Below are 26,356 nucleotides of genomic sequence, written 5' to 3' on the forward strand. Positions count from 1 at the left end.
TTTCTGCACAGATAGGCGCTGACAATCCCTGCGTCAGGCCCCGGCTGCGCTAGACTTTCCTCGTCCGATCATTGATTCGAAGCCGTATGACCATCCACACCCCGACGCCCGAAGGCGGCCGCATCGTCGAAGAGCCGATGGGCGATGCGCTGTCCAAGCGCTATCTGGCCTACGCCCTGTCGACGATCACCAACCGAGCGCTGCCCGACGTGCGCGACGGCTTCAAGCCGGTGCACAGGCGCATCATGTACGCCATGCACCAGATGCGGCTGAACCCGCAGGCGGCCGCGCGCAAATGCGCCAAGGTCGTCGGCGAGGTCATGGGCGGCTATCACCCGCACGGGGACGCCTCCATCTATGAGGCCCTGGTCCGTCTGGCTCAGGACTTCGCCCAGCGCTATCCGCTGGTGGACGGGCAAGGGAACTTCGGCAACATCGACGGCGATAGCGCGGCGGCCATGCGCTATACCGAGTGCAAGCTGACGTCTGCCGCCGTCCTGCTGCTGGACGGCATTGATCAGGACGCGGTCGACTTCCGCCCCACCTATGACGATCAGGACGAAGAGCCGGTAGTCCTGCCGGCGGGCTTTCCAAACCTGTTGGCCAACGGATCGTCGGGCATCGCCGTGGGCATGGCGACCTCCATCCCGCCGCATAACGTGGGCGAACTGATCGACGCCTGCCATCTGTTGCTGGAGCGGCCGGACGCCACGACCGTCGATCTGATGCAGATCGTGCCGGGGCCGGACTTCCCGACGGGCGGCGTGTCGGTCGAAAGCCAGGCCGCCATTCTGGACGCCTATGAGACCGGCCGTGGCGGTGTTCGGCTGCGGGCCAAATGGGTCGAGGAAAAGCTCGATCGCGGCGCCTATCAGATCGTCATCACCGAGATGCCGTATCAGGTGCAGAAGTCGCGCCTGATCGAGGCCCTGGCCGACCTGATCGAGAACAAGAAGGCGCCCCTGCTGGGCGACGTGCGCGACGAGTCGGCGGAGGATATCCGCCTGATCCTCGAACCGAAGAACCGCACCATCGAGCCTGAAATGCTGATGGAAAGCCTGTTCAAGCTGTCCGATCTCGAGGTGCGCTTCCCTATCAACATGAACGTGCTGGACGCCACCGGCACGCCGCGCGTCATGGGGCTGAAGGAATGCCTGCAGGCCTTCCTCGATCACCGCCGCGTAGTGCTGAACCGCCGCAGCCAGTGGCGCATCGCCCGCGTCGAGAAGCGCCTGCACCTGTTGGAAGGCCTTCGCATCGTCTTCCTGAACCTGGACGAGGTCATCCGCATCGTCCGCGAGGAAGAGCAGCCCAAGGCGGCCCTGATCGCGACCTTCGGACTGAGCGAGCTTCAGGCCGACTTCATCCTCGACACCCGCCTGCGTCAGCTGGCCCGTCTCGAAGAGATGACGATCGAGAAGGAATTCAATGAGCTGTCGGAAGAACTTGCAGCGCTGCAGGCGCTGACCTCCTCCGAGGCCAAGCAGTGGAAGGCCATCGGCAAGGAGCTGGAGGCCGTGCGCAAGGCGCTGGTCTCGCCGCGCCGCACCCTGATGGGAGAGGCGGTCGACGCCTCGGCCTTCGTCGCGCCGGAAGCCTTCATTCCGCGCGAAGCGATCACCGTCATCCTGTCCGATCGCGGCTGGATCCGCGCCGCCAAGGGCAAGGTCGACGATCCCTCCGAACTGAAGTTCAAGGAAGGCGACAAGCTGGGCTTCCTGGTTCCCGCCTATACGACGGACAAGCTGCTGGTCGGGGCGTCGGACGGGCGCATCTTCACCATCGGCGCCGACAAGCTGGCGTCGGGGCGCGGCCACGGCGAGCCGCTGCGTCTGATGATCGATCTCGACGAGAAGGCCGAGATCATCAACGTCGTGGCGCATGAGCCGAACGCCAAGCTGCTGGTCGCCTCAAAGGCGGGCTACGGTTTTGTGGCGCCCGAGAACGACCTTCTGGCCCAGAAGCGCGGCGGCAAGCAGGTGCTGAACGGCGAGATGCTGGCCATGCTGCGCGTGCCCAGCCAGCCGCAGGGCGACCACGTCGCCGTCATCGGCGAGAACATCAAGGCGCTGATCTTCCCCTTGGCCGAACTGCCCGAAATGGGCCGGGGCAAGGGCGTGAAGCTGCAGAACTACAAGCAGGGCGGCCTGGCCGATGTGGCGGTGTTCAACGCCGAAGCGGGGCCGGAATGGGCCGACGGCGGCGGCCGCCGCCGCAACTGGCCGGACTGGAAGGACTGGCTGGGCAAACGCGCCGGCGCCGGCCGTCAGGGTCCGCGCGGCCTGCGCAAGTTCCGCTGAGTTCAACCCTCTCCCGGCGGGAGAGGGAAGGGTGACGCCGAATTCATTGGTTGCGGCGACTTCCGGCTCGCATAGTCGCGGCTGATCTTTCGGAGGAGGCTCAATGATCACCTGGATCATCATCGGCGTCATCGTCGTCATTCTGCTGTTCGTCGTGGTCGGCGCGTACAACAAGCTGGTGAAGCTGGATCAGACGGCGAACCAGTCGTTCGCCGACATCGACGTGCAGTTGAAGCAACGCCAGGATCTGATCCCCAACCTGGTCGAGACGGTGAAGGGCTACGCCACGCACGAGCGCGGCACCCTGGACGCCGTGACCCAGGCGCGCGCCGCCGCTGCGGGCGCTCGCACTGTGGATGAGAAGGTGCAGGCCGAGAACATGCTGACGGCGACCCTGGGCCGTCTGTTCGCCGTGTCCGAGGCCTATCCGGACCTGAAGGCCAACGCCAACTTCCAGCAGCTGCAGATGGACCTGTCGGACATCGAGAACAAGCTGGCCGCCGCGCGCCGCTTCTTCAACAACGCCGTCAGCGAATTTAACGCCGTGCGCCGTCAGTTCCCGACGGTCCTGTTCGCCGGGATGTTCGGCTTCGGCGCGGACAAGCCCTTCTTCGACGTGGGCGAGGGCGAACGCGCCGCGCTGAACGCCGCCCCGCCGACGGTGAAGTTCTAAGCCCCAATGGCGGTTTTCGGCCAGGCCGTCGGCCTCAAGACCCACATCTGGCGGAACAACACCCGGTCGGCGATCCTGCTGGCCGGGTTCCCGGTGCTGCTGGTCGGCATATTGTTCGGCATTCAGGTGCTGATGATGGGGTTCGGCCTTCTGCCCAATTCGGGCGGCGACCTGGGTCAGGATCTGGCGCTGGCGGCGTCCATGCTGGGCTGGACAGTGCCCTTCGCCGCCATCGCGGCGGCGATCTGGTTCGTCATCGCCTATTTCGGCAATCAGATGATGATCGACGTCATGACCGGAGCGCGAAAGGTTGAGCGTCGGAGCGAGCCGGACCTCTATAATCTGCTGGAGAACCTGGCGATCTCGCGCGGGATGAAGACGCCCGCCCTGCGCATCATCGAAAGCCCGTCGCTGAACGCCTATGCGTCCGGCCTGCACGAGGGCAACTACAGCGTCACCGTCACGCGCGGCCTGATGCAGACCTTGAACCGCGACGAGATGGAGTGCGTCCTGGCGCACGAGCTGACCCACGTCATCAACAAGGACGTGCGGACCATGGTGATCGCCTCGATCTTCGCGGGGATTATCAGCGTGGTGGCTGAACTGGTGTTCCGCAGCCTGTTCTATGTGCGCGGCGGCCGCGGCGGGAACAACAAGAACGCCATGCCGCTGATCCTGATCGGCCTGGCCATCGGGGTGATCGGCTTCGGCCTGGCCGCCGTCATCCGCATGACCCTGTCGCGGACGCGGGAGTATGTGGCCGACGCCGGGGCGGTGGAGCTGACCAAGAACCCGGACGCCATGATCTCGGCCCTGCGCAAGGTGTCGGGCCAGTCGAAGCTGGAGGCGCCGGATGAACTGAGGGGCATGTTCCTGGATAATACGGCGGAGAAGGCGGGGTTCTCGGGCCTGTTCGCCACTCATCCGCCGATCGAGAAAAGGATCGCGGCCCTGGTGCAGTTCGCCGGCGGTCGGGACGACGGGCCGTGGGGCGGAGCGCCTCAGGCCGCAGGCACGGCGGTGCCGACGACCTGACGCAGTCTTCTCCCTCCCCACCCGGTCGCTGCGCGACCACCGTCCCCATGAAGGGGAGGGAGAGGCGTGGCGTCTATTCCTCCAGCCGCTCCCAGCCCCAGGGGCGCAGGGCCTCCAGCGGGCGGAACTCGGCCTTGTAGTCCATCTTGGGCGAGCCCTGGACCCAGTAGCCTAGATACACATACGGCAGCCCCACCGTCTGGGCCTGATGCAGGTGATCCAGGATGGCGAAGCGGCCCAGGCTGCGGCGCTCCAGCTCCGGGTCGAAGAAGCTGTAGACCATCGACAGGCCGTCATGCAGCAGGTCGGTCAGGCAGACGCCGACCAGGCGGCCGGGGCCGTCATCCTCGCTGGGCAGGCGGTATTCGATCAAATGGGTGCGGACGGCGGTGTCCTCGACCATCGACACATAGTCCAGCCAACTCATGTCGCTCATGCCGCCGCCGGGGTGGCGGGCGTTCAGATAGCGGCGCAGCAGGTCGAACTGTTCCATCGTCGCCTCGGCCTCGACCAGGCCGCGCGACAGGTCGGCGTTGCGGGCCAGGATGCGGCGGCGCGAGCGCGAGAGTTCAAAATCCGCCACCGGAATCCGCACCGAGACGCAGGCCGCGCAGGCCTCGCAGGCCGGGCGGTAGGCGATGTTCTGACTGCGGCGGAACCCGGCCTGGGTCAGGGCGTCGTTGACGTCGGCCCCGTCGTTGAACGGCAGGTTGGCGAAGACCTTGCGTTCGAACTGACCCGGCAGATAGGGGCAGGGCGCGCTGGCCGTCATGAAGAAGCGGAGTTGGCGCGAGAAGAAGTGCTGGGTCACGGCTGTCGCTCCGTGACGGTTTCAGCGCCCGCACAGGGGCCGGATGGATACGCGCGGCTCATGATCTGATTTGGCGCGCAACCAGCCGTTTTCGCAAGCCTTCTTCGTGCGGCGAGGGTGTCGCCGCACGGCCTCACAGGCTGGTGTCCGTAGGCAGGACCGGCGCCTCTCGCAGCAGGACGATGGCGATGCGGCGGTTGCCCGCCAGCGACGGGTCGTCGGGATACAGCGGATCGGACCCCGCCTTGCCCGCGACGGAATAGACCCGGTCGGTGTTCACGCCCGCACCCTGCAGCGTCAGGCGCGATGCGTCGGCGCGTGCCGAAGACAGGGGCCAGTCGCCGGCGCTGCTGGCGCGGCTGGAGCCTGCGACGGCGCTGGTGTGGCCGGTGATGGAGATGCGGTTGGGCAGTTGGTTGATGACCTTGGCCACGGCGCGCAGCAGCAGTTGGGCGCGTGGATTGGGACGCGAAGAGCCGTTCTCGAACATCGAGCGGCCTTCCTGATCCACCAGCTGGATGCGCAGGCCTTCGGGCGTCTGATCGATAATCAGCTGTTTCGACAGTTCGGCCAGTTCCGGCATGGACTGCATGGCTTGGCGCAGAGATTCGGCGGCGCTGGCGAAATCTGCGGCCTCGCGCCGCGCGATCTCGGCGCGCAGGGCGGCCTCGCTGGCCGAGGCCAGGTTGGAATTCTGGCCCGCTTCCTGCGGCGCGTCGGGGGCCTCGGGGGCCAGTTGTTCGATCACGGCGTTGGAGCCCGCGCCCTTGGCGCCTTCGGAATCGCCCAGCGACGTGCCGCCCAGGATGCCGCCGGACCCCGAGGTCGAGGCCGACACGTTGGCCGGGGCGAAGTATTCGGCGATGCCGCGCTTCTGCTCCGGATCAGTCGTATTGATCAGCCACATCAGCAGGAAGAAGGCCATCATGGCCGTGACGAAGTCGGCGTAGGCCACCTTCCACGCGCCGCCGTGGTGGCCGTGTCCGGCAACCTTCTTCACCTTCTTGATCAGGATCGGGCGATCGTTCAGCGCCATGGGGCGGGTCCGTCTTAACCGTGTTCGTTCGCCCTAAATCCCATGCGGGGCTTAAGAAGCGGTTGCGGTGCGCTGCGACGGCGCGCCGCGCCCTTGCCGATGCGGGATTCACGGCCTAGCTGATGGCCATGTCACAGTCGCCTGCCTCACCCGCCGATGATTTCGACCCTCGCGCCTATCGCAGGGCGCTGGGCGGGTTCGCGACCGGGGTGTGCGTGGTGACGGCTCACACCGCCGACGGGCCGTTGGGGATCACGGTGAACAGCTTCACCTCGGTCTCGCTGGATCCGCCGCTGGTGCTGTGGTGCATGGACATCAAGTCCGACCGCCACGACGCCTTCGCCGGAGCGGACCGCTTCGCCGTGCACATGCTGCCGGTCGAGGATCAGGCCATGTCCGATCGCTTCGCCTGGGGCGTGTGCCGTTTGTCGGACGATGAGTTCGCGGTGGATGATCCCGAACCGCCGCGCCTGCTGAATGCGGTGACGCGTCTGACCTGCCGGACCCACGAGCGCATCGTCATGGGCGACCATCTGGTTATCGTCGGCCGGGTCGAGGCGTTCGACACCCGGCCCGGCGACGCGCTGACCTATTTCCGCGGGAAATACGGCAAGGCGGTCGATCCGACCGCCTGACGCGTCCTTCTCCCAGGGGAGAAGGGATTTAGCCCATCATCCGCGCGGCTTGCGGCGCGAAATAGCTGATGACGCCGGACGCCCCCGCGCGCTTGAAGGCGTGCAGGCTTTCCAGAATGGCGCGGTCCGGGTCCAGCCAGCCGTTGGCGAAGGCGGCCTGCATCATCGCGTACTCGCCGGACACCTGATAGGCGAAGGTCGGAACCTTGAACGTCTGCGACACCAGCCGGACGATATCCAGATAGGGCAGGCCCGGCTTGACGATCAGGGCGTCGGCGCCCTCCGACAGATCCATCGCCACCTCGCGCAGAGCCTCCTCCGCGTTGGCGAAGTCCATCTGATAGGTCTTCTTGTCGCCGGTCAGCGACTTGGACGAGCCGACCGCGTCGCGATACGGGCCATAGAAGGCCGAGGCGTATTTGGCCGCATAGCTGATGATCAACGTATCGCTCAGGCCGTTGGCTTCCAGCGCCTCGCGGATGGCCTGAACGCGACCGTCCATCATGTCGGACGGCGCCACGGCGTCTGCGCCGGCGTGGGCGTGGATGAAGGCCTGTTCGGCCAGACGTTCCAGCGTCGGGTCGTTGACGATGCGGCCGTCTTCCAGAACGCCGTCGTGGCCGTGGTCGGTGTAGCAGTCCAGCGCCACGTCGGTCATGACGCCGATCTCGGGCGCGGCGTCCTTGATGGCGCGGATGCAGTCGGGGATCAGGCCGTCCGGGTCGGTGGCGGCGGTGGCGACATTGTCCTTCAGCCCGTCGTTCACGTTCGGAAACAGGGCGACCATCGGAATGCCCAGATCGCGCGCCTCGACGGCGGCCTTGGCGGCCTCCTTGGGCGACAGGCGGAAGACGCCCGGCATGGAGGCGACCGGCTGGCGGTCTTCCGGGCCGTCATGGACGATCAGCGGCCAGATCAGATCGGCAGGCGTCAGGGTCGTCTCGGCGACCAGACGGCGCACCCAAGGCTGCGAGCGCAGGCGACGCGGGCGGGCGTAGGGAAAGGCGGCGGGCTGGAAGGGCATGGTCATGCGCGCGGCTTAAAACAAAGCGCGGGTAGAGGCAAAAGACGAACTGTCCAAGCGGGCGCGCTCCCATGCGGGGACGGGGTGACGTGCGCGCCGCCAGCCGTTAGAAGCGCCCCGAACGCCCCGTCAGAGGGCAGGTTGTAATGCGGGAGCTTTCATGGACTTCGCCCTCACCGACGATCAACGCGCCATTCAGGACGCGGCCCGCGCCTTCGCTGAGGCCGAGCTGGCCCCGCATTCGGCTCGCTGGGACGAAGATAAGCATTTCCCGGTCGACGTGCTGAAGTCCGCCGCCGAGATGGGCTTCGCCGGCATCTACACGGGCGAGGAACACGGCGGCATGGGCCTGGGCCGCATCGAGGCGGCGCTGATCTTTGAAGAGCTGTCGCGCGGCGACGTGGCGACGGCGGCCTTTATCTCGATCCACAATATGGCGACGTGGATGATCGACAGCTTTGGCTCGGACGAGTTGCGGGCGCGCTTCGTGCCGTCGCTGGTCGGGATGGAGAAGATCGCCAGCTACTGCCTGACTGAGCCGGGCTCGGGCTCTGACGCGGCGGCGCTGCGGACGACGGCGGTGCGCGACGGCGACCATTATGTGCTGAACGGCGCCAAGGCCTTCATTTCCGGCGCCGGGACGTCGGATGTCTATGTCGTCATGGTCCGCACGGGCGGTGAGGGGCCGAAGGGCATCTCGACCCTGGTGGTCGAGGCGGGCACGCCCGGCCTGTCGTTCGGCGCCAATGAGAAAAAGATGGGCTGGAACGCCCAGCCGACCGCCGTGGTCAGCTTCGACGACTGCCGGGTGCCGGTCGCCAACCTGGTGGGTGAGGAAGGCGCGGGCTTCAAATACGCCATGGCCGGTCTGGACGGCGGGCGTCTGAACATCGCCGCCTGCTCGCTGGGCGGGGCGCGTCTGGCGCTGGAGACGGCGCAGGACTACGTCGCCAGCCGCAAGCAGTTCGGACAGGCCATCGGCCAGTTCCAGAACACCCAGTTCGAGTTGGCGGACATGGCGACGGACCTTGAGGCCGCCCGCCTGATGGTGCTGCGCGGCGCCTGGGCCATCGACACCGGCCATCCGGAGAAGACCAAATGGTGCGCCATGGCCAAGCGCCTGACGACTGACGCCTGCTTCCAGATCGCCGATCAGGCGCTGCAGCTGCACGGCGGCTACGGCTATCTGAAGGACTACCCGCTGGAGCGGATCGTGCGCGACCTGCGCGTTCACCGCATCCTGGAAGGCACCAATGAGATCATGCGCGTGATCGTGGCGCGCGAGCTGGCGCGCTAGAGCGAGATCGGTTCACATGCGATCGCATGTGAACCCAGATATTCGCTCAAGGCATTGATGCTGGAGCATTGATCCGAGTTCGGATTGATCCAATCCAAATCGATAATGGTCTAGGCCTCAGCCGCAGCGCCTCGCCAGGTTCACCAGCGCGGCGGACTGGCCCAGATACCAGGGCTCGTCCGCCTCGTTCGGGGCGTCGAGATCGACGTTGCGCGCCTGTCTAAGCGCGGCCTTGCCGTCGGACGACAGGGTGTAGACCTGCCGGTCCATCTCATCGACCGAGGGCGTCAGCCGGTAGTCCGCGCCGTCGACCGTCAGGGTCAGGGCGCGCTGGCCGGGGGCGGGCGATCCCGGAAAGTCATAGAAATACTGGAATGTGACCTGGCCGCCCGCACAGTGCGCGCGGGTGATGACGCCGGTGAAGTTCCAGTTCAGGAAGCTGGCGACCGCGCCTTCGCCCGATACGTCGTGCGTCACCCACTGAGCGCCCCTTTCATCGGCGGGAGCGGTGGTCAGGGTCAGGGCGGCTGTCATCGCGGCGATGAGCATGGAGTGCTGTCTTTCGTGAACCAGGCGGGGCCATACCAACGCTGCTGCAGCGCGAATGCAAGACGGCTCTTCGGCTTTACCCGCGACGGCGCCGGCTCTAGACCCAAGGCATGAGCACTGAATCCGAAGTCATCACCCGCATCGAAAATGGTGTCGGCCGCATCACCCTGAACAGGCCGAAGGCGATCCACGCCCTGAACCGACCTATGTGCGAGGCGATGATCGAGGCGCTGCTGACCTGGCGCGCTGACGACGCGGTGAAGTCGGTGCTGATCGACCATGCAGGGGAGCGCGGCTTCTGCGCCGGGGGCGACATCCGCATGATCGCCGAGAGCGGGGCAGGGGACGCCTCGGAGGCCAAGGCCTTCTTCAGCACCGAATACCAGCTGAACCATCTGATGTTCGTCTATCCCAAGCCGATCACGGCGGTGGTGGACGGCATCGTCATGGGCGGCGGCGTGGGCATCAGCGAGCCCGCCGACGTCCGCATCGCCACCGAGCGCACCACCTACGCCATGCCCGAGACGGGCATCGGTTTGTTCCCCGATGTGGGCGGCGGCTGGTTCCTGCCGCGCCTGCCGGGCCAGACGGGCGTGTGGCTGGCGCTGACCGGCGCGCGTCTGAAGGCGGCGGATACGGTGGCGCTGGGCATTCACACCCACTTTGCGCCGAGCGAGGGCGTCGAGGCGTTGAAGACCGAACTTCTGGCCGCGCCCGCCGACCCGAAAGCGGTCGCCGATCGCATCGCCGGCGACGCCGGGCCGTCGCCGCTGGCTCCGCACCGCGAAGCCATCGACCGCCTTTTCGCCTTCGACACGGTGGAAGAGATCGTCGCCGCCCTTGCGGCCGACGGTTCGGACTGGGCGCTGAAGCAACTCGACATCCTGAAGACCAAGTCGCCGCAGTCGTTGAAGGTGTCGCTGCGCCAGATTCGCACCGGGGCGACGCTGACCGACTTCGCCGACAACATGGCGATGGAATACGCCCTGGGCGGGCGCGTGGTTCAGACGCATGACTTCCAGGAAGGCGTGCGCGCCGTCATCATCGACAAGGACAACGCCCCCCAATGGTCGCCGGCCGAGCTTTGTTCGGTTTCGGACGCCCAGATCGAGGCCCTGTTCGCGCCACTGCCCGCCGATGAGGCATGGAAACCGCTTAACGGCTGATTTCGCGCAAGCTTCATTGTTCAAGGCGGGGGAAAGGCCTATCTTGCCGGCATGAGTAAGCGCTGGACCCCCGAATCCTGGAGAAACAAGCCCGTCCTGCATATGCCGACGGACTATCCGGACGCCGCCGAACTGGCGCGCGTCGAAGACGAGCTGCGCGCGATGCCGCCCCTCGTCTTTGCGGGCGAGGCGCGCAAGCTTACCGACCATCTGGCCCAGGTCGAGGCGGGGAACGCCTTCCTGTTGCAGGGCGGCGACTGCGCCGAGAGCTTCAAGGAGTTTTCGACCGACAACATCCGCGACACCTTCCGCCTGATCCTGCAGATGGCGGTGGTGCTGACCTTCGCCGGCCGCAAGCCGGTGGTGAAGGTCGGCCGCATCGCTGGTCAGTTCGCCAAGCCGCGCTCGTCTCCGGTCGAGGAGATCGGCGGGGTCGAGTTGCCGTCCTATCGCGGCGACATCATCAACGGCATGGGCTTCACGCCGGAAGAGCGGATGCCTGACCCGCAGCGCCTGATCCGCGCCTATAACCAGTCGGCCTCGACGCTGAACCTGCTGCGCGCCTTCGCGGGCGGGGGTTATGCCGACCTGTACAACATCCACCGCTGGACGCTGGGCTTCGCCGACGACGGCGCGGGCGCGGCCTACCGCGAACTGGCCGACAAGATCACCGAGGCCCTGGCCTTCATGGAGGCGGTCGGCGTCACCCCTGAGACGCATCCTGATTTGTCGCGCGTTGAGGTCTTCACCAGCCACGAAGCCTTGCTGCTGAACGTCGAGAGCGCCCTGACGCGCCTGGACGGTTCGACCGGCGAATGGTTCGACACCTCGGCCCACATGCTGTGGATCGGCGAGCGCACGCGTCAGTTGGACGGCGCCCACATCGAGTTCATGCGCGGCATCTCCAACCCCATCGGGGTCAAGTGCGGGCCGACCATGACGGCCGACGACCTGCTGCCGCTGATCGATGCCCTGAACCCGAACAACATCCCGGGCCGCCTGACGCTGATCGGCCGTTTCGGTCACGACAAGGTGGGCGACCGCCTGCCGGGTCTGATGCGGGCGGTGAAGGCGGCGGGCAAGCGCGTCATCTGGTCGATCGACCCGATGCACGGCAATACGCTGAAGGCCGGCAACGGCTACAAGACCCGGCCGTTCGACCGTGTCATGGGCGAAGTCCGCAGCTTCATCGATGTGGCCGAGGCCGAGGGCGTCCACCCCGGCGGCGTCCACCTGGAGATGACCGGCCAGAACGTCACCGAATGCATCGGCGGCGCCCAGGCGGTGACCGAGGACGACCTGTCGAGCCGTTATCACACCCACTGCGATCCGCGTCTGAACGCGGATCAGGCGCTGGAGATGGCCTTCCTGGTCGCCGAGCGCCTCAAGGCCGGGCGGCAGGCCCGGTCCGAGGCCGCATGACGGCAGAAGACGAAACGCCCGGCCGCGTCGCCTATCAGGGCGCGCCGGGCGCCTTCAGCCATGAGGCTTGCCTCGACCTGCGCCCGTGGGACGAGGCGGTCGGCTTTGAGACCTTTCAGGGCGCGATCGACGCCGTCCTGGGCGGCGACTGCCATTGCGCCCTGATCCCCGTCGAGAACTCAACCGTGGGCGTGGTCGAACCCGCCGCCACCCTGGTGCGGCAGGCCAGGCTGGTCGCGGTCAGCGAGGCCTGGCGGCCGATCCGCCTGGCGCTGCTGGGCGCGCCTGAAGCGCGCTTGTCTGATGTGAAGACGGCTGAAAGCCATCCTGTCGCCCTGCAGCAATGCTCCAAGGCGTTGAATGAGATGAAGATCGCGGCGGTCGAGGCGTTTGACACCGGGGGCGCCGCCGCCGCCGTGGCCGAGGCGGACGACGTGACCCGCGCCGCCGTAGCGCCCGCTCGCGCCGCTGAGGTCTATGGATTGGTGGTTCTGCGCAACGATTTGCAGGATTTCAGCGACAACCGGACGCGTTTTGTCCTGTTCACGGCCCCTCAGGGTTGACCGCGCATAAAGTTTGCGGCTTTAAGGTCCGGTCGGATCGACCTTGATCCAGAAACCGGACCGGATTCATGTCCTCGCTGCGCGCACAAATGACCGTTGAAACCACCACGCGCGCGGTGGCCGGCTTCTATTTTGGCTACGGCTATTACGGCTTTCGATACGCCGGCTGAGGCGTCGGGCTTCTAACCAACCCTGACCGTCTCACTGGCGACCGCTTCTTCCCAAGCGGCCATTCTGCGCGTCCCTGCCTGAGTCTTTATCGGCGGACGCGACCTCCCTATCGAAATCCCCATGCCGAAAGCCATCTTCCATGTCGCAATCCGCCATCCAGCAAGTCTGGCCCGCCGAAACCATTGAACTGAGCGCCGAACAGAAGGCGCTGGCCGCCCTGCGCGCCGAAATCGACAGCCTGGACGATCAGATCCTCGAACTGTTCGAGCGCCGCCTGTCCGTCGCCGCCCAGGTGGGCAAGGCCAAGGATGCCCCGACCGGCCCCCACACCAAGCTGCGTCCTGACCGCGAGCAGGCCGTCCAGGCTCGCCTGCTGAAACAGTGCGACCCTGAGAACCGCGAGGCGGTCGAGCATCTGTGGCGCGAGATCGTCGGCTGGGGTCTGGCGCGCCAGGGCCGCCTGCAGGTCCAGGTCTGGGCCCCCATCGACCCGGCCAAGGCCGTGGACGGCGCCCGCCTGCGCTTCGGCGCCGCCGCGGACATCAAGCTGGTGCTCGACCCGCAGGCGGCTTTGGCCCATGCGGCTGAGGGCAAGGGCGTGGCCGTCCTGTCGATCAGCGGCGACGATCCCTGGTGGATCGGCCTGCGCCGCGAATGGTCGATGCTCAGCGTCTTCGACGGCTACGGCGGCGAGACGCCGACGTCTCTGGCCGTGGGCAAGATCGATCCGCCGGCCCTGCCGAAGGGCCGCCGCGTCGTGGTGACGGCGGGCGGCGACGCGGGCGACGGCTCGGGCGCGCGTCGCTGGGGCCTGAACACCCACCACGGCTGGACCCTGGCCCTGACCGACGCCGATGTGGCGCCGGGCGATGTCGAGGGCGGCGTCGGCGCCATCGGCTGACAGGCCCGGCTGAGGAACAGGGTAAATCGACGTTAAGCCTGTTCCTCAACCCTGTCTCAAAATCCGTCGTCCAATGTGGCGGTATGAACGCCTCCGTCCTCCTGCGTCTTGCGCCGATCTGCGTCCTTGCTGGGCTGCTGATCGGTTGCGGCGTGGTGGAAAGCGACCCCAATCGGTTCGAGAGCGCCGCCGAACGGATCGCCGCCATTCCCTTGTCCGGCGAGGAGGCGGGGAACGCGCATTCGGTCGCTGCGTCGGATCGTCCGCGTGAGCGCGCCGCTCCGCTGAAGGTCGAGCTGATGACCCCGCATGAACTGTGGGACGCGCGCGAAGGCCTGACCGCCAAGGTCCGCCTGGCCTCTGCGCCTGGACCTACGCCTGGGCCTACGCCGACAGCCTATCCCGATCCCGAGGCTCCGCCGCCGGCCGTGACGGCGCCCAAGCCCATGATAGTCGCTGCCCGCCATGTGCAACTGGGCGCCTATTCCAGCGAGGACGGCGCCCGCGCGGCCTGGATGCGGTTGAGCCGAGGGCCGGGCGGGACGGTGCTGTCGGGACTTCAGCCCGTCTATGAGGCGGTCGAGGTCGGCGGGCGTCGCCTGTTCCGGCTGAAGGTCGCCGCCACCGCCGGACAGGCTCAGGCCCTGTGCCGCGATCTGGCGGCTTCGGACCCGTGGTGCGCACGATCCGGCGCGGCCTCGGTCTGATCGTCCACAGGCTCAGCTTAAGGTTTCGTTGACGATTGCCGCCCGGAGGCTGATCTTGCGGCCCATGGGCGGGCGGCGGACGAAGATGAGTCGCGCCTGCTGATCACAGTGGGATTTCACATGGCGCAGCCTCAGGTCATCGTCATCGGCAATGAAAAGGGCGGGGCGGGCAAGTCCACCCTGGCCATTCACATCGTCACCGGCCTTCTGCACGCCGGGCGCAAGGTTGCGGTCATCGACCTGGACCTGCGCCAGCGCTCGCTGGAGCGGTTCTTCGCCAACCGCCTCGCCTGGACCAAGGCCAACGGCCATGAACTGCCGCAGCCGATCGTGCCGGACATGGGCGACGGCAAGGCTCTGCACAAGGCTGATGAAGCCGAGCAGATGGCCCGCTTCGAGGCCGCCTTCGCCGAGGCCAAGGCCGTGGCTGACGTCATCCTGATCGACACGCCGGGCGGCGATACGGCTCTGTCACGCGCCGCGCATGGCCGCGCTGACCAGATCGTCACGCCGATGAACGACAGCTTCGTCGACTTCGACCTGCTGGGCGAGGTGGATCCGGTGACGCTGGATCTGATCCGACCCTCCATCTATTCTGAAAGCGTCTGGGAGGCGCGCAAGCACCGCGCCATCACCGAGGGCCGTCAGGTGACCATCGACTGGATCGTCGTCACCAACCGCCTGGCCGTGGCCGAGGCGCGCAACCGTCGTCGTCTGGCCTCGCGCATGAACAAGCTGGCCAAGCGGGTCGGTTTCCGCGTCGGGCCGGGTCTGCGCGACCGGGTTATCTATCGCGAGCTCTTCCCCTTCGGCCTGACCGTGGCGGACCTGTCGAACGACATCCGCCCGGTGTCGGTCTCTCTGGCCCACGTCGCCGCGCGCCAGGAGATGCGCAATCTGATGCAGGCACTGGGCCTGGACGACGCCATCGCCGCCATGGACGCGGCGGCCTGATCGCTTCATGGGCCTGATCTGGCTGGGGCTGGCCGCCGTGGCCCTGTGGGCCATGGTGCGTCTGGGCCGCCAGACCGAACGCGCCCGGCGCGGCCACTGGCGCATCTCTGCGACCATATTGAGCGCCGCCCTGCTGGCCGGAGCGGTGTTCGCGGCTGCGCGCGGAGCCTGGCTGATCGCGGGCGGGATGGCGTCGGCAGGCGTCTGGTTGGCCGTGCAGTCGCGCATCCGACCTGTGGCGGGCAGGGCGGCTCAACCCGCCGAGCCCATGAGCAAGGCCGAGGCGCGCGCTATTCTGGGCGTCGCGGCCGATGCGGACGCTCAGACGATCCACGCGGCATGGCGCAGGCTGATGGCGCGCGCCCATCCCGATCAAGGCGGCACCGAGGGGCTGGCCGCCCGCGTCAACGCTGCGCGCGACCGCCTGCTGAAAGGTTAGTGGGCTTTCCTTCTCCCCTTGAGGGAGAAGGTGGCTGCCGGAGGCAGACGGATGAGGGGTGTGAGCGCCTCGTCTGCCGAAGAATCTAGCGGAGGGAAATCGCTGTATGTCGCGTCAACACCCCTCATCCGGCCCTGACGGGCCACCTTCTCCCTCAAGGGGAGAAGGAAGAGGGGCGGGTATTTTAATACCGCATTTAAAATATTCAATAAAATCAAATATCTATATCAAAATCACTGCCGCAACCGACATTGACCTTCGGCGCGCGACCCTCTATCACCCCGGCCTCCGCCCGATCCATCTGGTTCGGGCCGCGTTTTTCGTCTTCCAGGACCCTCATCATGCTGAAGAGCACCACGGCTTCGCTGAAGCCGGCCGAGGTCGAGAAGAAGTGGATCCACATCGACGCCGAAGGCGTCGTCGTGGGCCGCCTCGCGACCTTCATCGCCAACCGCCTGCGCGGCAAGCACCTGCCGACCTACACCCCGCACGTTGACTGCGGCGACTACGTCGTCGTCACCAACGTCGACAAGGTGGTGTTCACCGGCAAGAAGACCACCGACAAGGTCTACTATCGCCACACCGGCCACCCCGGCGGCATCAAGGAAACCACCCCGGAGAAGGTTCTGGGCGGTCGTTTCCCCGAGCGCGTGCTCGAGAAGGCCGTTGAGCGGATGCTGCCCAAGGAGTCGCCGCTGGCTCGCAAGCAGATGACCCACCTGCGCCTGTTCGCCGGCGCGGCTCACGAACATGAAGCCCAACAGCCCACGACCATCGACTTCAAGTCGATGTCGTCCAAGAACACCCGGAGCGCCTGAGCATGACCGACGTGACTCAAGACACCGCCGCCGGCTTTGACGCCCTGAAGGGCCTGGGCACCGCTGCTGCCGAGGAAATCGTCCGCGAGCCGAAGATCGACGCCCTCGGCCGTTCGTACTCGACCGGCAAGCGTAAGAACGCCATCGCCCGCGTGTGGGTGAAGCGCGGCACCGGCAAGATCACCGTCAACGGCAAGGATGTGGCTGCCTATTTCGCCCGTCCCGTGCTGCAGATGATGGTCGCCCAGCCGCTGAACGTCTCGGACCGCGCCACGCAATATGACGTGATCTGCACCGTTGAAGGTTCGGGCCTGTCGGGCCAGGCCGGCGCCATCCGCCATGGCCTGTCGCACGCCCTGACCCACTACGAGCCGGAACTGCGCAAGGTTCTGAAGCCGCACGGCTTCCTGACCCGCGACAGCCGCGTCGTTGAGCGTAAGAAGTACGGCCGCGCCAAGGCTCGCCGCAGCTTCCAGTTCTCGAAGCGCTAAGTCGCAACCGCGACTGGGAATACAAAGGGCGCTTCGGGGAAACCCGAGGCGCCTTTTTCTTTGCCCTTCTTCCACTCTGGTTGAAGGGCATTTCAGGAGCATGAGATGACCCACACCATCTTCATCGACGGCGAGGCCGGGACCACGGGACTGGAGATCCGCGAGCGTCTGGAGGCGCGCGGCGATCTGGAGCTGATGCTGCTGGGCGACCGTCGTCGCGATGTCGAGGCGCGTCGCGAAGCGCTGAACAGCGCCGATGCGGTCATCCTGTGCCTGCCTGACGACGCGGCCATTGAAGCCGTGTCGATGATCGAGAATCCGGCGGTGCGGGTCATCGACGCCTCGACCGCCTATCGCACAGCGGACGGCTGGACCTATGGCTTCGCCGAGATGGACGCGATCCAGCGCGCGGCCATCACCGCCTCGACGCGGGTGTCGAACCCCGGTTGTTATCCGACCGGCTTCATCGGCCTGATGCGACCGCTGGTGAGGGCGGGACTGGTCCCGGCCGACTGGCCCGTCACGATCAATGCGGTGTCCGGCTATTCCGGCGGCGGCAAGGCCATGATCGCCGAGTTTGAAGCTGAGGGCGCTTCGACCGCCTTCCGCGCCTACGGCCTGACGCTGAAGCACAAGCATGTGCCGGAAATGACGAAGCACGCGGGGCTGTCGCGTTCGGTGCTGTTCTCGCCGGCCGTGGGGAACTATCGCCAGGGGATGCTGGTCGAGGTCCCGCTGCACCTGTCGGCCCTGCCGGAGACGCCGTCGGTCGAGCGGCTGCATGGCGCCCTGGTTGAGGCCTATGAGGGCCAACATTTCGTCGAGGTGGCCGAGATCGACGAGACCGAGGCCATGATCGGCATCGAGCCCGAGGGCCTGAACGGCACCAACCGGATGCGTCTGCACGTCTTTGGCGATCGCGGCGGGGAGCAGGCGCGTCTGGTCGCTCTGCTGGATAACCTGGGCAAAGGCGCCTCGGGCGCGGCGGTCCAGAACCTCAACATCATGCTGGGACTGGACGAGACGACCGGCCTCAAGTGAAGCCGGTCAGGGCGAGCGATCAGCGCGCCCGCGCGGCCTTGACGGCCGACTCCACCGTTCCGCCGAAGAAGACGGCGGCGATGATGAGCAGCAGGCCGTAATCGTGGCCGGGGAAGATCAGCGGCACGCCCGCCGCCAGGATGATCAGCGCCGGAAACAGGCTGGCCCAGACGGCAGTCGAGGCGGCGTTGGGGTGGATCATCGGCGGGCGGCGCATGCCCATTCGCTTCGCCATCAAGCCGTTCAGCGGCACGAAAGCCGCAGGCACGATCAGCGCGATCATCACATACTTCACCAACTGTCCCGGCATGCCGAACAAGGTGGCCGTGGCGATCAGCAGGATCAGCGGAATGGCTGTGGCGATCGCCAGCAGCAGGTTGGGCTCGATACGCTTCAAGACTTCACTTTCACATAGGCGCCGGGCGCCGGTTCGATGGGCTTCAACGTCCCGGTCTTGGGATCGCCCGCAGCGATTTTCTCGCCCGACTTCGCGCCCAGCCAGTCGGCCCAGTGCGACCACCAGCTTCCGGGATGCTGTTCCGCCTCCGCTTGCCATTCCTGAAGCGTTTCGGGAAGGGCGGCGTTGACCCAGTGCTGATACTTGTTGGCCGACGGCGGGTTGATGACCCCGGCGATATGGCCCGATCCCGCCAGGGTATAGGTGACCGGCCCGCCGAACAGCCGGGCCGAGCGATAGACCGAGTTCATCGGCGCGATGTGGTCCTCGCGGCTGGCCTGGAAATAGAGGGGGATGCGGACCTTCGACAGGTCGATGCGCTCGCCGTCGATCTCCAGCTCCCCCTTGGACAGGGCGTTCTGGCCGTACATCAGGCGCAGGTATTGCAGGTGCAGCCGCTTGGGCATCCGCGTCTGGTCAGCGTTCCACGACAGCAGATCGAAGGCGGGCGGCGCCTTGCCCATCAGATAGTTGGACACGAAGAAGGACCAGATCAGGTCGTTGGCCCTCAGGGCGTTGAAGGTGTCGGCCATCGCCGTGCCGGGCAGGACGCCGCCCGCCTCGTCCATCATGCGCTCGATCTCGGCCAGCCAGTGCTCGTCGGTGAACAGCAGCAGGTCGCCCGCCTCGGCGAAGTCGTGCTGGGCGGCGAAGAAGGTGGCGGAGGCGATGCGGTCATCCCCCTTGGCCGCCATGTGCGCCAGGCTGGCGCCCAGCATGGTGCCGCCGATGCAGTAGCCGACGGTGTTCACATGCGGCTGGCCGGTCTGCTCCAGCGTCTTCTCGACGGCGCGATAGACGCCCTTCTTCATGTAATCGTCGAGGCCGAACTCCGCCTTGTCGCGGTCCGGGTTGACCCATGAGCAGACGAAGACGGTGAAGCCCTGCGCGCTCAGCCAGCGGATCAGGGAGTTCGCCGGCTGCAGGTCCATGATGTAGAATTTGTTGATCCACGGCGGGAAGATCAGCAGCGGGACGGCGTGCTGCTGATCGGTCGCGGCGTCGTACTGGATCAGCTCGAACAGTTCGTCGCGCCAGACGACCTGGCCCGGCGCCGTGGCGACGTTCTCGCCCAGGACGAAGCGGCCATAGTCGGCCTGACTGATCTTCAGCGACCCGGCGCCGCGCTCCAGATCGGCGGCGAAGTTCTGCATCCCGCGCACCAGGGATTCGCCGCTCGTCTCTGCCAGGGCCTTCAGCGCCACCGGGTTCGATGCCAGGAAGTTGGCGGGCGAGAAGGCGTCGGTCAGCAGGCGGGTGAAGAACTCGGCCCGGCGCTTCACGCGCGGGTCCACGTCCTCGACGCTGGAGACCAGGCTGTTCATCCAGTCCGAGGTGGCCAGATAGGACTGGCGCATCATGTCGAACATGGGGTTTTCGGACCACGCCGGGTCGCGGAACCGCTTGTCCGACGGGGCGGGACTGTCGACCGTCTCGCCCATCGCCCGGCGGGTCGTGGTCGACCACAACTCCATATAGCGGCCGAACAGGTCGGCCTGGGCCTGGAACAGCTTTTCGGGGCGGGCGGCCAGGCTGGTCATGACCGAGGACATGGCCGGGCCGACATTGAACGGGTCGGGCGACAGGGCGGCGGGGCGGTCGGCCTGCGACAGGGCCGCTTCGGCAACCGCGGTCTGGGCCATCATCGCCGCCTTGGCCAGGTTCAGGGACAGCGTCTCCAGTTGCTGACGCTGTTCGGCGCTGAAGGCCATGAAGTCGGGCGCGGGAGAGGCGGCTTCGGCCTCGGGCGCTGGGGGCGCGGCGGGCGCCGGTTCGGGCCTTTCAACCGGGGCGGCGGCTTTTCTCAGGCGCGGCTTGGCCGAGGTCGGGCGTCCGGCCTTGCGTGGGGCGGCCGTCTTTTCGGGCGCGCCGTCGGGCGCATCTGGGGACGAAGCCTTGGTCGGGCGCTTGGCCATGGCGAACCTCCGATGGGGACGAGCAAATTTGCGCGCCTTCCTCCCGACGCGATGATGGCATATATCAGTGACTGAAATGAACGCGATTGTGCTGAAAAAGACGGGACAGGCGGCGGCTTGGGGCATGGCCCTGGGCTCGGCCTTGGTTTTGGGCGGTTGCGTCAGCGCCTTCGAGCCGAAGACCGACCCGACGTCGCCTCTGGCGCCCAGGGTGCAGCAGTTGGTCGATGAGAATCGCCAGTATCCGCGCTGGGCCGATTTTCCGCGCAGCAGCTCGCCCTTGCCCGCTCCGGCCGAGATCGCCGCCAATGTCGGTCGTCTGGAAAGCCGCAACGCCGCCCTGACCGCCGAGACGGCGCGCATCGACTGGACGCTGAACACCGATCCGGCCGCCTTCGTCGCGCAGGTCAACCGTCGCGTGGACGCCAGTCAGATGTCGCCCCAGACCCTGCGCACCGCTGAACAGGTCGAGGCCTACGCCGAGGAACTGCGTCGTCGCGCCAAGGCCCCGCCGCCGATCGACCGCCCGCGTCGCTGAGGTCTGTGACCGCAACAGGCGCAGCCCGGCCTTAAGGTCTTGAAGCGGGCGAACGTCGCGTCCCGGCTCGAATCCCGCGATCCTCAGGGCGCCGAAAGGCCGTCGTCCGCTCTTGTCCCGAAGGTCCGTCATGGCCCGCATCATCCCAGCCGCCTTTTCCATCACCGGCCGAGCCTCCTGATGGCGGACGGCGCCGCTTCGCCGGCCTTCCTCGGCGTCAGCCGCTCCCTGTCCGGGCGAGCCTGGCGACAGCGTCCGGCCGAGACGGCGACGACCCGCGCCCATATGCAGGCGCTGGGTCTGGACGAGCCGCTGGCGCGGGCGCTGGCGTCGCGCGGCGTGGCGGGCGAGCAAGGCGCCGACTTCCTGAAGCCGACGCTGAAGGCGCTGTTTCCCAATCCGTCCAGCTTCATGGATATGGACGCCGCCGCCGCCGCCATCGTCGATGCGTTGCAGGCCCAGGCCAGCATCCACGTCTTCGCCGACTACGACGTGGACGGGGCGTCCAGCGCGGCTCTGCTGGTGCGCTGGTTCCGCACCCTGGGCGCCGACCTGCCCATCTATGTGCCTGATCGCCTGACCGAGGGTTACGGCCCCAGCGCGCGGGCCTTCGACACGCTGAAGGCGCGGGGCGCCGATCTGGTCATCACCGTCGACTGCGGCGCGGCGGCCAACGAAGCCGTGGCCCATGCGGCGGCCATCGGCTTAAAGGTCGTGGTCATCGACCATCACATGATGCGCGAAGAGCCGCCCGCCTGTCTGGCCGTGGTCAATCCGAACCGGCCGGGCTGCGGCTCGGGACAGGGCAATCTGGCGGCGGCGGGCGTGGTCTTCGTCCTGCTGGCCGCCCTGAACCGCGAGGCGCGCGGTCGCGGCCTGTTCGAGGGCAAGGCCGAGCCGGACATCCGCCAGTGGCTGGACCTGGCCGCCATGGGCGCTATCTGCGACGTGACGGGCCTGACCGGCTTCAACCGCGCCCTGACCAGTCTGGGGCTGGGGGTCATGTCGCACTGGCGCAATCCGGGCTTGCGCGCCCTGCTCGCGGCGGCGGGCGCCGAGCCGGGACCGGCCAAGACCAATCACGCGGGCTTCATCCTCGGCCCGCGCATCAATGCGGGTGGGCGCATCGGCAAGTCGGATCTGGGCGCGCGCCTGCTGTCCACCGACGACCCTGACGAGGCGCGGGTGTTGGCTCAAGAACTGGACGCCTTGAACATCGCCCGGCGCGAGGTCGAGGCCGAGGTCACGGAACAGGCCGTCCGCCGCGTCGAGGCGACCGGCGCCCACTCTGACGACAGCGCCGTCGTGGTCGTCAGCGGCGAGGACTGGCACCCCGGCGTGGTCGGCATCGTCGCCGGACGCCTGCGCGAACGCTGGAGAAAGCCGGTCATCGTCATCGGCGTCGACGCCATCAACGGCGTAGGTAAGGGGTCGGGCCGGTCGCAGCCTGGCATGAACCTGGGCCGGGCGGTGCAGGCCGCATGGAACGAGGGCCTGCTGATCGCGGGCGGCGGCCACGCCATGGCGGCGGGGCTGACGGTGGCGGCCGATCGCATCGACGAGTTGCGCGCCTTCCTCAATGAACGCCTGTCGGCCGAGCGCGTCGAAGCCGTGGCCCAGGACTGGGTCGAGGTCGACGCCCTGATTGATCCGCGCGCCGCCACCCGCGACCTGTTCGAGGCGTTCGAGCAACTGGCCCCCTATGGCCCGGCCAACCCGGAGCCTCTGTTCGCGCTGGAGGGCGTTCAGGCGCGCGAGCCGGCCGCCATGAACGGCGGCCATGTGCGGTGTCGCCTGGTCGGTCCGGACGGCGCCTCGGTGCGGGCCATCGCCTGGCGTTGCGCCGACCTGCCGACAGGCAAGGCGCTGCTGGCGGGGCAGGGCGGATTGAATGTGGTCGGGCGGCTCAGGGCCGACGATTGGAACGGCCGCCGCGGGGTCCAGTTCGAGATCGAGGACGTCGCCGACCCGCGCATGGCCTGAAACCGTCAGCCTTGGCCGTGAAACGACGCAGGTCTTTGAAAAAGTCGCACAAATCCGTCTCGGCGCGCTTGCCATAAGCGGAATCGGCGGCTATCTACACGGTCCTCCGCGCAGCGGTCCCTTCGTCTATCGGTTAGGACGTCAGGTTTTCAACCTGAAAAGAGGGGTTCGACTCCCCTAGGGACTGCCACGCGGAGTTTATCTCCCCCGACATTCAAATGCGTTTTCCTCGGCGATTTCGCACGCCTGTATGTCTGCGGCGCCCAGGATTCAGCATCGAAACGGCGCGTCTGTCGTTTTTTTGCAAAAGCGCGCGACGCCCTCTTGCATCGCCGAAAAGGGACGGCTATCAGGCCGCTCCTCCGCGCAGCGGTCCCTTCGTCTATCGGTTAGGACGTCAGGTTTTCAACCTGAAAAGAGGGGTTCGATTCCCCTAGGGACTGCCACGCGGAGCGAATAACCCTTTCCCCCGCCATCGTTATTTTCTTCGTCGACCGCCTTCGCGCGGCCTTTTCGCGTGCGCGACATTTGCTTGTCGACAATATGGCGCAAAAAGGGCAACTTGTCTGTCCGAGTTAAAAGAACCGTGTTAGTGTAGCTGACCCGTAGTGTTGCGGGCGGGGGTTCAAGGTGGCGAGTAGTGACGTGATGGAGCCGATTGAGACCGTAAAGGTCGTCGGAAGGGTCAAATGGTTCGATGCCGGCAAGGGGTACGGCTTCATCGTACCGGACCAGCCGGAGCTGACCGAAGAGAGGGACGTGTTGCTGCACGTCACCAGCCTGCGCGACGCAGGTCATGAGTTGGCGGGCGAGGGCGCATCTATCGTTTGCGAGTGCGCCAAGCGGGCCAAGGGCTGGCAGGTGGTCAATATCGTCGAGCTGGAAGCCAGCGCCGCGTTGGTTCGTCGTGAGCCGGTGCGCAGTTCGGCCCATGCCTGGACGGAAGGCGCGCCCGAAGGGCCGCTGGAAGCCGCCGTCGTCAAATGGTTCAATCGCACCAAGGGCTATGGATTCGTCGTGCGCGACGGTCAGGCGGGCGATATTTTTGTCCACGTCGAGACATTGCGTCGCTGCGGTCTGGACGACCTGCTGCCGGGCGACCCGGTGAACGTGCGCTTCGCGGAAGGCCCCAAGGGGCTGGTCGTGGCCGATATCAGACCGGGCGGGTGATCTTCGTCCGATAGAAGGACGAAGACATGGATTACAGCCGGCGCATCCTTTTGATCCTGGCCCTTTCCGCGGCCGCTGCAACGGCGGCCTGCGCGCAGAAGGGGCCGCTGGATGCGACCGGCCGCCCGCTGGAGCCGCTGGCGATCGTCACGGCCTCGGGCGAGCACAGGTTCATGGTCGAGATCGCCGACGACGATGAAAGGCGGCAGCGCGGCCTGATGTACCGTCCGCCTTTGCCTGATGACCGGGGGATGCTGTTCCAGTTCCCCGTGGCGGGCGAACAGAGCTTCTGGATGCGCAACACGCCCAGCTCGCTGGACATCATCTACATCGACCCGCGTGGGCGAATCATTTCGATCGCCAAGCACGCGACCCCCAACTCTGATGCGCCGATTCCCTCGAACGGCGCGGCCAATGGCGTGCTCGAATTGCGGGCCGGACGGGCGGATGAGATCGGCGCTCAGCCCGGCGACCAGGTTAAACACCCCTTCTTTCGCCCTTGAGCGATAATAGGCCGCCTCATCCGTTGCGGAGGCCGTCGGCTCGTGTCATGAGAGCGCTCCGTCGGTCCGGGGTGTGGCGCAGCCTGGTAGCGCATCTGGTTTGGGACCAGAGGGTCGGAGGTTCGAATCCTCTCGCCCCGACCACGGTTTAGCCTCCTTCAGGCGGAGGCCTTCCATCTGATAGCCGATATGCGACTGTAGCTGGTGTCAGCTGAGAGCGGTTGGCGGGCGTCGGGCCGATGAGGGAGTTCGGGATGGAAGAAGCGTCTCAGACCAAAAGAACGGTTCGCACACGCGCTGATGCGATCAAGCCCTTTCGCTGTAAGAATCTCATCGCGGTGATCGAGAACCCTGCTGATGTCAAAAACATCGGGACGGTAATTCGGAACGTGAACGCCTTGGGCGTTGAGAAAGTCTATGTTGTAGACTCTCGTCGCTTGCTTCCGGACGACTGGAAGGATTTGCGTAGCGATAAGGTAGCCTCGAAAATCTCTGTTTCAGCAGTGAAATGGACGTTCGTAAAGCGCTTTGACACCACCGATGAATGCTTCGACCACTTGGAGGAGGCTGGATTCAAATCGATCGTTACGTCGCCGCATGTGAAAGGCAAGACCAGCATCTTCCTGGATGAAGGCGATTACGCGATTTACCCTAAGCTTGCTGTCTGGTTCGGAAGTGAAAATATAGGGATCAGTGAGCGGGCCGTTGAGCGAAGCGAGATGTGCGTCAGCGTGCCGATGTTCGGCATGATTGAGAGCTTAAACCTCGGGACGTGCTCGGGGATCGTCCTGTACGAAATCGCGAAACAACGGCGTTCGTATCAAAGCAAGTACAGGTTGCGGAACCAGAGAGGCGAGCGCCAAGCACCATTGCCGACAGTGCTTCTCGCGAGCGAGTAAGCGCGCAGCGTCTGCTTTGAAGCGTCCATTGGCCCTCAAGCTTGGCTTAAAGGCCGATCTACCCGGTGCAGCGCCATCTCCAACGACGGTCAGGTCGAGGCGTAGCCGCCGTTGATGGCGTAGGAGAAGCCGATCGGCAGGGCGGCGCGGAACTGGGTGAAGAAGGCAGCCAGTTCACCCAGCGTCGAGCGCGGCACGAAGATGATGTCGCCGCGCCGCATCGGCGTGATTTCGGCGCGGGGCGCGCTCAGGTCGATCACCTTCATCATGCGGACGTCGCCGGGGCCGCGTCGAATCAGGGCGCAGCGCGAGGATCTGGCGGACGGCAGGACGCCGCCGGCCATGATGACGGCCTGATAGGCGTCGATGTCGCCGGGCATGTCGAACATGCCGGGATTGCGCACCTCGCCGTCGATCCAGACCTTCAGCGGGCCGGCCTGGCGCAGCGTCACCTCGACCTCGGGTCGCAGCAGGTGAGGGGCGTAGCCGTGGGAGATGTCGGCCTCCAGCTCAGACAGGCTGCGGTCCGCCGCCATGACATGGCCCAGCAGCGGCAGCGACACCCGGCCGTCCGGCGCGATCTTCAACTGGCGCGTCAGCTCCGACGCGGTCGGCAGGGCGACCTCGATGTCGTCGCCGGGATAGAGCCGATACTCCGGCTCGACCTCGGTCCAGTCGGCGAAAGGCAGGCCAGGCGGGAAGTCGTCGACCACGGTCGGGCGCGGCCGGGCGCCGCCCGCAGGGGCGCCGCTGGCGCATCCGGCCAGTCCGGCGGCCAGCGCCATGAGGATGAGGCGGCGATCAAATTCCATGGTCGGGGACGGTCCAGGCGGAGAAATTTCGTCTTCGGCAAAGCT

The 26,356-nt window shown here is 66.5% G+C and carries 27 protein-coding genes and 3 tRNA genes; 23 read left to right on the forward strand and 7 right to left on the reverse strand.

Annotation, left to right across the window (positions count from 1 at the left end):
* Positions 1-86: 86 nt before the first annotated feature.
* The 3 genes from parC (at position 87) to AC3IPP_RS06590 (ending at position 4,008) form a co-directional block, all read left to right on the forward strand.
* Entirely contained in the window at positions 87-2,300 is a 2,214-nt protein-coding gene (gene parC, locus AC3IPP_RS06580) for a DNA topoisomerase IV subunit A (RefSeq protein ID WP_489150789.1), read from the forward strand.
* A 103-nt stretch (positions 2,301-2,403) separates the two neighbouring features.
* Positions 2,404-2,973, forward strand: a complete 570-nt coding sequence (locus AC3IPP_RS06585) for a LemA family protein (protein ID WP_489150790.1) — start codon at positions 2,404-2,406, stop codon at positions 2,971-2,973.
* Positions 2,974-2,979: 6 nt separating this feature from the next.
* Positions 2,980-4,008, forward strand: a complete 1,029-nt coding sequence (locus AC3IPP_RS06590; protein ID WP_489150791.1) for a M48 family metallopeptidase — start codon at positions 2,980-2,982, stop codon at positions 4,006-4,008.
* 73 nt (positions 4,009-4,081) lie between these two features.
* Here AC3IPP_RS06590 and AC3IPP_RS06595 read toward each other — a convergent pair whose 3' ends face one another.
* Positions 4,082-4,819 carry an arginyltransferase gene (locus tag AC3IPP_RS06595; RefSeq protein ID WP_489150792.1) on the reverse strand — a complete coding sequence of 246 codons (738 nt, stop codon included), beginning with the start codon at positions 4,817-4,819 and terminating at the stop codon, positions 4,082-4,084.
* Positions 4,820-4,952: 133 nt separating this feature from the next.
* Positions 4,953-5,855, reverse strand: coding sequence for a flagellar motor protein MotB (locus tag AC3IPP_RS06600; RefSeq protein ID WP_489150793.1), 903 nt, complete (start codon positions 5,853-5,855; stop codon positions 4,953-4,955).
* A gap of 128 nt (positions 5,856-5,983) precedes the next feature.
* Here AC3IPP_RS06600 and AC3IPP_RS06605 point away from each other — a divergent pair, with 128 nt between their 5' ends.
* Positions 5,984-6,490 carry a flavin reductase family protein gene (locus AC3IPP_RS06605; RefSeq protein WP_489177453.1) on the forward strand — a complete coding sequence of 169 codons (507 nt, stop codon included), beginning with the start codon at positions 5,984-5,986 and terminating at the stop codon, positions 6,488-6,490.
* A 28-nt stretch (positions 6,491-6,518) separates the two neighbouring features.
* On the opposite strand, the gene hemB is transcribed toward AC3IPP_RS06605, so the two are convergent.
* Positions 6,519-7,520: a porphobilinogen synthase gene (gene hemB / locus AC3IPP_RS06610; RefSeq protein ID WP_489150795.1), complete on the reverse strand. Its 1,002-nt coding sequence runs from the start codon at positions 7,518-7,520 to the stop codon at positions 6,519-6,521.
* 154 nt (positions 7,521-7,674) lie between these two features.
* On the opposite strand from hemB, the gene AC3IPP_RS06615 reads away from it, so the two are divergent.
* Positions 7,675-8,811, forward strand: a complete 1,137-nt coding sequence (locus AC3IPP_RS06615) for an isobutyryl-CoA dehydrogenase (RefSeq protein WP_489150796.1) — start codon at positions 7,675-7,677, stop codon at positions 8,809-8,811.
* Positions 8,812-8,928: 117 nt separating this feature from the next.
* Here the strand turns inward: AC3IPP_RS06615 and AC3IPP_RS06620 are convergent, their stop codons facing one another.
* On the reverse strand, positions 8,929-9,360 hold the full coding sequence (locus AC3IPP_RS06620; protein WP_489150797.1) for a hypothetical protein: 432 nt from the start codon (positions 9,358-9,360) through the stop codon (positions 8,929-8,931).
* 110 nt (positions 9,361-9,470) lie between these two features.
* Here AC3IPP_RS06620 and AC3IPP_RS06625 point away from each other — a divergent pair, with 110 nt between their 5' ends.
* The 10 genes from AC3IPP_RS06625 (at position 9,471) to argC (ending at position 18,033) form a co-directional block, all read left to right on the forward strand.
* Positions 9,471-10,526, forward strand: a complete 1,056-nt coding sequence (locus tag AC3IPP_RS06625) for an enoyl-CoA hydratase/isomerase family protein (RefSeq protein WP_489150798.1) — start codon at positions 9,471-9,473, stop codon at positions 10,524-10,526.
* A gap of 51 nt (positions 10,527-10,577) precedes the next feature.
* Positions 10,578-11,948, forward strand: a complete 1,371-nt coding sequence (locus AC3IPP_RS06630; protein WP_087140277.1) for a class II 3-deoxy-7-phosphoheptulonate synthase — start codon at positions 10,578-10,580, stop codon at positions 11,946-11,948.
* Complete coding sequence (locus AC3IPP_RS06635) at positions 11,945-12,511, forward strand: prephenate dehydratase domain-containing protein (protein WP_489150799.1); 567 nt, start codon at positions 11,945-11,947, stop codon at positions 12,509-12,511. The genes AC3IPP_RS06630 and AC3IPP_RS06635 overlap by 4 nt, the downstream gene beginning before the upstream one ends.
* A gap of 310 nt (positions 12,512-12,821) precedes the next feature.
* The gene (locus tag AC3IPP_RS06640; protein ID WP_489150800.1) at positions 12,822-13,583 is read left to right on the forward strand and encodes a chorismate mutase; all 762 of its coding nucleotides are present in this window, start codon (positions 12,822-12,824) and stop codon (positions 13,581-13,583) included.
* Between the two features lie 83 nt (positions 13,584-13,666).
* Complete coding sequence (locus AC3IPP_RS06645; RefSeq protein WP_489150801.1) at positions 13,667-14,290, forward strand: SPOR domain-containing protein; 624 nt, start codon at positions 13,667-13,669, stop codon at positions 14,288-14,290.
* Positions 14,291-14,410: 120 nt separating this feature from the next.
* On the forward strand, positions 14,411-15,244 hold the full coding sequence (locus tag AC3IPP_RS06650; RefSeq protein WP_489150802.1) for a division plane positioning ATPase MipZ: 834 nt from the start codon (positions 14,411-14,413) through the stop codon (positions 15,242-15,244).
* A gap of 7 nt (positions 15,245-15,251) precedes the next feature.
* A complete protein-coding gene (locus AC3IPP_RS06655; protein WP_489150803.1) occupies positions 15,252-15,683 on the forward strand; it encodes a J domain-containing protein in 432 nt (143 codons plus the stop codon).
* A 344-nt stretch (positions 15,684-16,027) separates the two neighbouring features.
* Positions 16,028-16,501 (forward strand): 50S ribosomal protein L13, encoded by a 474-nt coding sequence (gene rplM, locus AC3IPP_RS06660; protein WP_172575532.1) that lies wholly within the window; start codon positions 16,028-16,030, stop codon positions 16,499-16,501.
* Between the two features lie 2 nt (positions 16,502-16,503).
* The gene (rpsI, locus tag AC3IPP_RS06665) at positions 16,504-16,992 is read left to right on the forward strand and encodes a 30S ribosomal protein S9 (protein ID WP_087138861.1); all 489 of its coding nucleotides are present in this window, start codon (positions 16,504-16,506) and stop codon (positions 16,990-16,992) included.
* A 105-nt stretch (positions 16,993-17,097) separates the two neighbouring features.
* Positions 17,098-18,033 carry an N-acetyl-gamma-glutamyl-phosphate reductase gene (gene argC, locus AC3IPP_RS06670; protein ID WP_489150804.1) on the forward strand — a complete coding sequence of 312 codons (936 nt, stop codon included), beginning with the start codon at positions 17,098-17,100 and terminating at the stop codon, positions 18,031-18,033.
* A gap of 19 nt (positions 18,034-18,052) precedes the next feature.
* On the opposite strand, the gene AC3IPP_RS06675 is transcribed toward argC, so the two are convergent.
* Positions 18,053-18,430, reverse strand: a complete 378-nt coding sequence (locus AC3IPP_RS06675; protein WP_489150805.1) for a hypothetical protein — start codon at positions 18,428-18,430, stop codon at positions 18,053-18,055.
* Positions 18,427-20,406 (reverse strand): class I poly(R)-hydroxyalkanoic acid synthase, encoded by a 1,980-nt coding sequence (gene phaC, locus AC3IPP_RS06680; RefSeq protein ID WP_489150806.1) that lies wholly within the window; start codon positions 20,404-20,406, stop codon positions 18,427-18,429. Before phaC ends, AC3IPP_RS06675 begins: the two co-directional genes overlap by 4 nt.
* Positions 20,407-20,482: 76 nt before the next feature.
* On the opposite strand from phaC, the gene AC3IPP_RS06685 reads away from it, so the two are divergent.
* The 8 genes from AC3IPP_RS06685 to AC3IPP_RS06720 all read left to right on the forward strand — a co-directional run bounded on the left by AC3IPP_RS06685 (position 20,483) and on the right by AC3IPP_RS06720 (position 25,499).
* Entirely contained in the window at positions 20,483-20,944 is a 462-nt protein-coding gene (locus tag AC3IPP_RS06685; protein WP_489150807.1) for a hypothetical protein, read from the forward strand.
* Positions 20,945-21,124: 180 nt separating this feature from the next.
* Positions 21,125-22,927: a single-stranded-DNA-specific exonuclease RecJ gene (gene recJ / locus AC3IPP_RS06690; protein WP_087138865.1), complete on the forward strand. Its 1,803-nt coding sequence runs from the start codon at positions 21,125-21,127 to the stop codon at positions 22,925-22,927.
* 115 nt (positions 22,928-23,042) lie between these two features.
* Positions 23,043-23,117 (forward strand) — tRNA-Glu (locus AC3IPP_RS06695).
* A gap of 181 nt (positions 23,118-23,298) precedes the next feature.
* Positions 23,299-23,373, forward strand: a tRNA-Glu gene (locus tag AC3IPP_RS06700).
* 202 nt (positions 23,374-23,575) lie between these two features.
* Entirely contained in the window at positions 23,576-24,097 is a 522-nt protein-coding gene (locus AC3IPP_RS06705; RefSeq protein ID WP_087138866.1) for a cold-shock protein, read from the forward strand.
* A gap of 26 nt (positions 24,098-24,123) precedes the next feature.
* Positions 24,124-24,600, forward strand: coding sequence for a DUF192 domain-containing protein (locus AC3IPP_RS06710; RefSeq protein WP_489150808.1), 477 nt, complete (start codon positions 24,124-24,126; stop codon positions 24,598-24,600).
* Positions 24,601-24,667: 67 nt separating this feature from the next.
* Positions 24,668-24,744 (forward strand) — tRNA-Pro (locus AC3IPP_RS06715).
* Between the two features lie 110 nt (positions 24,745-24,854).
* Entirely contained in the window at positions 24,855-25,499 is a 645-nt protein-coding gene (locus AC3IPP_RS06720; protein WP_489150809.1) for a TrmH family RNA methyltransferase, read from the forward strand.
* Positions 25,500-25,588: 89 nt separating this feature from the next.
* Here the strand turns inward: AC3IPP_RS06720 and AC3IPP_RS06725 are convergent, their stop codons facing one another.
* Positions 25,589-26,311 carry a polysaccharide biosynthesis/export family protein gene (locus tag AC3IPP_RS06725; RefSeq protein ID WP_087138869.1) on the reverse strand — a complete coding sequence of 241 codons (723 nt, stop codon included), beginning with the start codon at positions 26,309-26,311 and terminating at the stop codon, positions 25,589-25,591.
* Positions 26,312-26,356: the final 45 nt, after the last annotated feature.

It is taken from the genome of Brevundimonas sp. KH_060, assembly GCF_057838275.1.